The following is a 6,870-nucleotide window of genomic DNA, read 5'->3' as shown; positions in this document are numbered from 1 at the left end:
CTGCTTGCGCGCCCTGGCCTTGGCGCGGCCCTCCGGCATCTTCGCCATATCGCTGGGCCGGCCGGCAATGTGCCATTGCACGCTGCGCTTCACTCGGCTCTGTGCTCCGCGATAGCCTGAGTCTGCCCACACCTCGTCCTCTTTGCCGTGCAGCAGATCGCTCACCTGTTCCACATCTGCCTCGTTGGCCGCCGTGGTCGTCACCGTGTGCACCAGCCCCGAGTCTGCATCCACGCCGATGTGCGCCTTCATCCCGAAGTGCCATTGGTTGCCCTTCTTCGTCTGGTGCATCTCGGGGTCTCGCTCGCCGGTGCTGTTCTTGGTCGAACTGGGTGCTGCAATGATGGTTGCATCCACGATGGAGCCGCGCTTCAGCAGCAGCCCCTTCTTGGCCAGGTGGGCGTTGACCTGCTTGAAGATGTCCTCGGCCAAGTCGCTGGCCTCAAGCAGGTGGCGGAAGTTCAGGATGGTTGTCTCGTCGGGGATCGCCTCCAGACCGAGTCCGGCGAAAGTGCGCAGCGAGGCGATCTCATACAAAGCTTCCTCCATCGCCGGGTCGCTCAGCGCGAACCAGTTCTGCATCAGGTGCACGCGCAGCATGGCTTGCAACGGGTAGGGCCGACGGCCTCGGCCTGCCACTGGATAGTGAGGTTCGATGACCTTGAGCAGTGCCTTCCACGGCACTACAAGCTCCATCTCGCCAAGGAAGACTTCGCGCCTGGTCTTCTTCCTCTTGCCCGCTTGCTCCGCATCCGCAAAACTGATCTGGCTCATCGCTCGTGCTCCTTTGCAGGGTTCAGTCCTTCATGCAAGAAACGTGCTCTTGATCAGACCTTCCTTAAGGGACCTGCGAGCGTCGGTTCCTGGCCGTCAGCCGCCATCGTAAGCCACGTCCTCCTGCCGCAGACCCACGCCGCTGCCGCGCGGCATGTCCGCCGCCCAAGTCACTGGTGCGCCAGCGCACGTCCATCCGCAATTCGCCACAGCGGCCGCACCACCAACGCCACAGCCGCCCTCACCGTGCGCAGGGCACCGGGTGCTCCCCGCAGCGAAATAAAGGGGGAGCCCGAAGGGCGGAGGACATTCGCGGAGGGGAGTACCCGGTGCCCTGCGCACGCGCCCCGAAGCAAAGGCGGCACACAGAGCAAGAGCAAAAAAAGAATCAGCGCAACGCTTCGACCAGATCAAGCACCATCCGGTCCCCACCGAACTTCTCGACCCCATGAGTCAGCAGCGCATCGACAGCCTGCGCAATGCCATGGCTCGAAGACGACTGCTCCGCCATGTCGTTGTAGTACCCCAGGTCCTTCTTCGCATTCGCCATCGAGAACTTCAGCGAATCGGTGCTGCCGGTCAGCAGCTTGGGCTTGACGCGTTCCAGCGCCACGCCGTTGCCACCGCCCTTGGCGAGCACGTCGACGAACACGTCGGGCTTCACGCCGGCGTGTTCGGCGCAGGCCGCGGCCTCGCACAGCAGCGCCACGGTGCCCAGCGACACGAAGTTGTGCAGCAGCTTCATCGCGTGGCCGGCGCCGATGCCGCCCACGTGCGTGACGTTCTCGGCGAAGCAGCGCAGCAGTGGCAGGCACGAGGCCAGCACTTGCTCGTCGCCGCCCACCAGCAGGTTCAGGCGGCCTTCGGCGGCCTCCTTGGCGGTGCGGGTCATGGGCGCGTCGATGAACTTGCCGCCCTTGGCGCTCACCGCTTCAGCCACCTTGGCAGTGGAGGCGGGCACTGCGGTGGAGCAGTCGATGACCACCGTGCCGGGGCGCAGGGTGCTCAGTGCGCCTGGACTGTCCTGAGTGCCCAGCATCACGGCCTCGACCTGCGGGGTGCCGGTGACGCACAGGATCAGCACATCGACCCGCGCGGCCAGCGAGGCCACGTCATTCACCGAGGTGGCACCGGCCTTCAGCAGGCCGTCGATGGGCTGGTTGCCCGCGTGCTCCAGCACGGTGAGCTGGTGGCCGTGCTTGACGATGTTGCTGGCGATGCCGTGGCCCATCAGGCCCACGCCGACGAGGCCGACCTTGCGCGGCGCTTGCTGCTGCTGTTCAGTGGTTGTCATGTGTTGTCTTCATCCGTGCTTGATGGCGATGGTCTTGAGGGTCGTGAAACCGAGCAGGGCCTCGAAGCCCTTCTCGCGGCCGAAGCCGCTGGATTTCACGCCGCCGAAAGGCAGTTCTACACCACCCGCCGCACCGTAATTGTTGACGAAGACCTGGCCGCAATGCAGCTTGTGCGCCATGCGCAGCTGGCGCGCGCCGTCGCGGGTCCACACGCCGGCCACCAGGCCGAAGTCCGTGCCGTTGGCCAGGCGCACCGCCTCGGCCTCGTCGGCGAAGGGCGTCAGGGCCAGCACGGGGCCGAAGATCTCGCGCTGCGCGATGTCGCTCTCGTGCGGCACGTCGCGGAACAGTACGGCCTCCTGGTAGTAACCGGTGGAAGACGCATTGGGCGACACCGTACCGCGAGCAGCCACCTTCAGGCCGGCGGCCTCGGCGGTCGCGACCATGTCGCGCACCTGGCGGAACTGCTTTTCGTTGATGAGCGGGCCCATGTCCAGGTCTTCGGCGGGCGTGCCCGCGCGCACTGCTGCAAAGCGCTTGGCGAGCCGCTGCACCACTTCTTCATAGACCGACTGCTCCACCAGCACGCGGCTGCCCGCCGAGCAGGTCTGGCCGGCGTTCTGGATGATGGCGTTCAGCAGCACCGGCTCGGCCGCGTCGAGGTCGGCGTCGGCGAACACGATCTGCGGCGACTTGCCGCCCAGCTCCAGCGTCACCGGGCAATGGCGCTCGGCGGCTGCCAGGCCTACGCTGCGGCCGGTCATGGTCGAGCCGGTGAACGAGATGTGGTCGATGCCCGGGTGCGCGCACAGCGCCGCGCCGGCTTCCTTGCCGTAGCCGGTCACCACGTTGAGCGCGCCGGCCGGAAAGCCCACCTCGGTCGCGATCTCGGCCAGGCGCAGCAGCGACAGGCTCGCGTCTTCCGCCGGCTTCACCACGCAGGCGTTGCCCGCCGCGAGGGAGGCGCCCACGCTGCGGCCCGCGATCTGCATCGGGTAGTTCCAGGGAATGATGTGGCCCGTCACGCCGTGCGGCACGCGCACGGTCAGCACGGTGTAGCCGCGCTCGTAGGGCAGGGTGTCGCCGTGCAGCTTGTCGCATGCGCCGGCGTAGTACTCCATGTAGCGGGCCAGCGCGGTGGCGTCGTTGCGCGCCACGCGCAGTGCCTTGCCGGTGTCGCGCGCCTCGAGCTGGGCCAGCTCCTCGTGGTGCTCCATGACGGCGGCGCCTAGCTTGGCGAGCAGGCGTCCGCGCTGCAGCGCGGTCATGCCGCCCCAGGGGCCGTCGAAGTTCTCGCCCATGGCCTGGCGCGCGGCGCGCACGGCGGTGTCCACGTCGGCGGCGGTGCCGCGCGCGATCTCGCCGAACTTGCTGCCGTCGCTCGGGTCGATCACGTCGATGGTGGCGTTGCCTTCGGACTGCACATGGCGTCCGTCGATGTAGTGGGCTGCTGCAACTGCTGCTGCGTTCATGGTGTCGTGTCTCCTTCCTTGGGACCGGTCAGCGCGAAGCGCGGGGCTCCGGCCAGGGTTTCTGCGTTTCGCGGATCTGCTCGAAGGCGCGGCTGAACTGCAGCACGCCCAGGTCGTCGAAGCGGCGCCCTGCGATCTGCAGGCCGATGGGCAAGCCCTCGGCCGAGTAGCCGCAGTTGATCGAGGCAGCGGGCTGCTCCGACATGTTGTAGGGCACCGTGAAGCCGATGTGCTCCAGCGGCAGCATCGGATCGTTGGTCGGCGAGGCGTGGTCGGCCGGCGCGGGCATGTTGGGTGACACCGGCGAGATTACAAAGTCGTAGGCCTTGGTAGCGGCAATTGCGGCCGCACGCACGGCGATGAACTGGCTGTAGGCGTCGAAGATGTGCGCGCCCGAGAAGCCGGCCGCGCTCTCGGCCCATTCGCGGATGTACGGCAGGATCTTCGCGCGCACCTCGGGCGCCATCGCCTGGATGTCGATGCACGAGCGCATGCGCCAGAAGTGGTCCATGCCCTGCAGCATCTTCGGCGTCATGAAGGCCGGGATCTCTTCGATCACGGCACCGGCGTCCTCGATGCGCTTCGCCGCGCGGCGCACCGCTTCGGCGATCTGCGGATCGAGTGGCAGGCCGCAGCCCGCGTCCATGTGCAGCGCCACGCGCTTGCCCTTGATGAACGACGGGTCGACCTCGAAGGCCGTCCAGTCGATGACGGGCGGCGGCAGCTCGGAGTAGTCGCGGTCGTCGGGCTGTGCGACCGAGGCCATCATCAGCGCCGAGTCGGCCACGGTGCGTGTCATCGGGCCGGCGCAGCGGCCCATGTAGGGCGAGCTCAGCGGAATGCGCCCGAAGCTGGGCTTGAGCGTGTAGATGCCGCACCAGCTCGCCGGCAGGCGCAGCGAGCCGCCGATGTCGGTGCCCACGTGCAGCGGGCCATAACCGGCCGCGGCGGCGGCGCCGGCGCCCGCACTGGAGCCGCCGGGCGTGCGCGACAGGTCCCAAGGGTTGCGCGAGAGTTCATGAAAGCTCGACAGTCCCGACGACAGCATGCCCAGGTCGGGCATGGTGGTCTTGGCGACCAGCACCGCGCCGTCTTCCTTCAGGCGCGCGGCGGGCGGCGAGTCGTAGCTCATCGGCACCAGCTCGTAGGCGGCGGTGCCCAGCGGCATCGCATCGCCCTTGGTCGCGAGGTTGTCCTTGATGGTCACGGGCACGCCGTCGAGCGTGCCGAGCGGCTTGCCGGCGAGCCAGCGGGCTTCGGAGGCGCGGGCCTGCTCCAGCGCCAGTTCGGGGCGGAAGAGCCAGGTGGCATGCAGCTCGGGCTCGTAGGCGGCGATGCGCTCGTTCACCGAACGCGCCACTTCCACCGGCGAGAGTTCCTTGGAGGCATAGGCCGCGCGCAGCTCCTGCACGCCCAGGGAATACAGCGGCTTCGATGTCGACGTGCTCATCGCATCAGCCCCACGAGATCGCGGCCAGGTCGTTCACCACGATCGGCATGCTCGGCCACAGGCCCTTCACTTCCTTGCGCGCGATGGTCGGGAACACAGCCTGGTAGAGGAAGCCGTTGACCGCGTCGGTCGCCAGCATGCGCTGGGCATCGGCCAGCAGGTCGGCGCGGTGCTTCTTGTTCTCTTCGTTCTGGATGGTGACGAACAGGTCGCGGAATTTCTTCGAGTCGTAGCCCCAGTAGTAGTCGGGCTCGGTGTACTTCACGAGGTCGAAGGGCTCCACGTGCGCGACCATGGTCAGGTCGAAGTCGTGCGCGCCGCCGAAGGTGCCGCTGAGCCACTGGGCCCACTCGACGTTCTGGATCTTCACGTTGATGCCGATCTGCGCGAGCTGCGCGGCGATCACCTCGCCGCCCTGGCGGGCGTAGGAGGGCGGCGGCAGCTGCAGGCGCAGCTCCAGCGGCGTCTTCACGCCGGCCTCGGCCAACAGTTTCTTCGCGTTTTCCACGTCGAAGGGGTTCATCGCGGTGGTGTCGATGAAGCCCGGCGCGCCCATCGCGTAGTGGCTGCCGATGGGCTTGCCAAAGCCGTCGGCGGCGCCCTGGATGATCGCGTTGCGGTCGATGGCCGCCAGGATCGCGCGGCGCACGCGCACGTCGTCCAGCGGCTTCTTGCGGTTGTTGATGGTCAGGATCACCTTGCCGCGCGTGCCCACCTCGATCACCTGGAAGCGCGCGTTGCCCTTGAACTGGCTCACCGAGCGCGTGCCCGCGCGCGGGAAGATGTCAATGTCGTTCGACAGCAGCGCGGCGGTCTGCGCGGCAGTGTCCGACATGAAGCGGAAGACGAACTTCTGCGTCTTCGCGAGGTTCGGATCGCGGTAGGTCGGCGACTTCACCAGCGTGCACGAGGCACCGCGCTGCCATGCCGCCAGCTTGTAGGGGCCGGTGCCCACGGGTGCGGTGGCGTTGGTCTCGGCGCTCCTGGGCTCCACGATGCAGGCGGTGGACTGGCCCAGCATGAAGGGCAGGTCGGGGTTCGACAGCGTGCTGTTGACGCCCACCGTGTACTCGTCGAGCACCACGGTGCCGATCTCGCTGAAGAAGCGCTTGTCCTTGTTGGTGCTCTTGGCGCCGCCCGCGCGGTCGAAGGAGAACTTCACCGTTTGCGCGTTGAAGGGCTGCCCGTTCTCGAAGCGCACGCCTTTGCGCAGCTTGAAGACGAAGGTCTTCATGTCGGGCGACGACGACCAGCTCTCCGACAGCATCGGCGTGACGCTGCCGTCGGCGTTCACCTTGGTGAGCGTCTCGAAGATGTTGTACTGCGTGATTTCCGCGATGGCCGATGCGGCGCCGCTGGTCGGGTCCAGGCCCGGCGGTTCGAGCGGCATGCCGATCGTCAGCGTGTTCTTGCCGGCCTGCGCGCGGGCCTGGGGCAGGAAGACACCCGGGATTGCCGCGGCCATGGCGGAAGTCATGAGTGTGCGTCGCTTCAACATTCGATAGTTCCTGGAGGTGAGTGTGAAAGGGAAGAAAAAGAGTGCTCGTCCCGGCTAGCGCGATGGCGTGTGGAGGACGGCGGAAAGCAGGGTGCGCGTGTACTCGTGCTGCGCGTGCTCGAACAGGTCGGCCGGACGGCCGCGCTCCACGATGCGGCCCTTGAAGACCACGCAGACCTCGTCGCACAGATGGTTGACCACCGCCAGGTCGTGACTGATGAGCAGGTAGCTGATGCCGAACTGCTGCTGCAGGTCCTGCATCAGGTTGAGCACCTGGGCCTGCACCGAGACGTCGAGCGCGCTCACGGGCTCGTCGGCCACGATGAGCTTGGGGCGCGTGATGAGCGCGCGCGCGATGGCGATGCGCTGGCGCTGGCCGCC

At 67.3% G+C, this 6,870-nt stretch carries 6 protein-coding genes; all 6 read right to left on the bottom strand.

Annotated elements, in window-relative coordinates; all coding sequences use genetic code 11:
• Positions 1-774 (bottom strand): IS5 family transposase (locus tag QMO14_RS32270; protein WP_301512153.1); only part of this gene is annotated, 774 nt, incomplete at its 3' end.
• A 388-nt stretch (positions 775-1,162) separates the two neighbouring features.
• Positions 1,163-2,068, bottom strand: coding sequence for an NAD(P)-dependent oxidoreductase (locus tag QMO14_RS32265; RefSeq protein WP_301512151.1), 906 nt, complete (start codon positions 2,066-2,068; stop codon positions 1,163-1,165).
• A 9-nt stretch (positions 2,069-2,077) separates the two neighbouring features.
• Complete coding sequence (locus QMO14_RS32260) at positions 2,078-3,541, bottom strand: aldehyde dehydrogenase family protein (RefSeq protein ID WP_301512150.1); 1,464 nt, start codon at positions 3,539-3,541, stop codon at positions 2,078-2,080.
• A 28-nt stretch (positions 3,542-3,569) separates the two neighbouring features.
• The gene (locus QMO14_RS32255; protein ID WP_301512149.1) at positions 3,570-4,991 is read right to left on the bottom strand and encodes an amidase; all 1,422 of its coding nucleotides are present in this window, start codon (positions 4,989-4,991) and stop codon (positions 3,570-3,572) included.
• 4 nt (positions 4,992-4,995) lie between these two features.
• Positions 4,996-6,489, bottom strand: coding sequence for an ABC transporter substrate-binding protein (locus QMO14_RS32250; protein ID WP_301512148.1), 1,494 nt, complete (start codon positions 6,487-6,489; stop codon positions 4,996-4,998).
• A 54-nt stretch (positions 6,490-6,543) separates the two neighbouring features.
• Positions 6,544-6,870, bottom strand: a 327-nt coding sequence (locus QMO14_RS32245) for an ABC transporter ATP-binding protein (RefSeq protein ID WP_295978404.1), incomplete at its 5' end; no start/stop codon positions are given.

Source organism: Variovorax sp. CAN15 (assembly GCF_030462475.1).
In the GTDB taxonomy this organism is placed as follows: domain Bacteria; phylum Pseudomonadota; class Gammaproteobacteria; order Burkholderiales; family Burkholderiaceae_C; genus Variovorax.
This window is presented reverse-complemented; position numbering and strand designations above follow the sequence as displayed.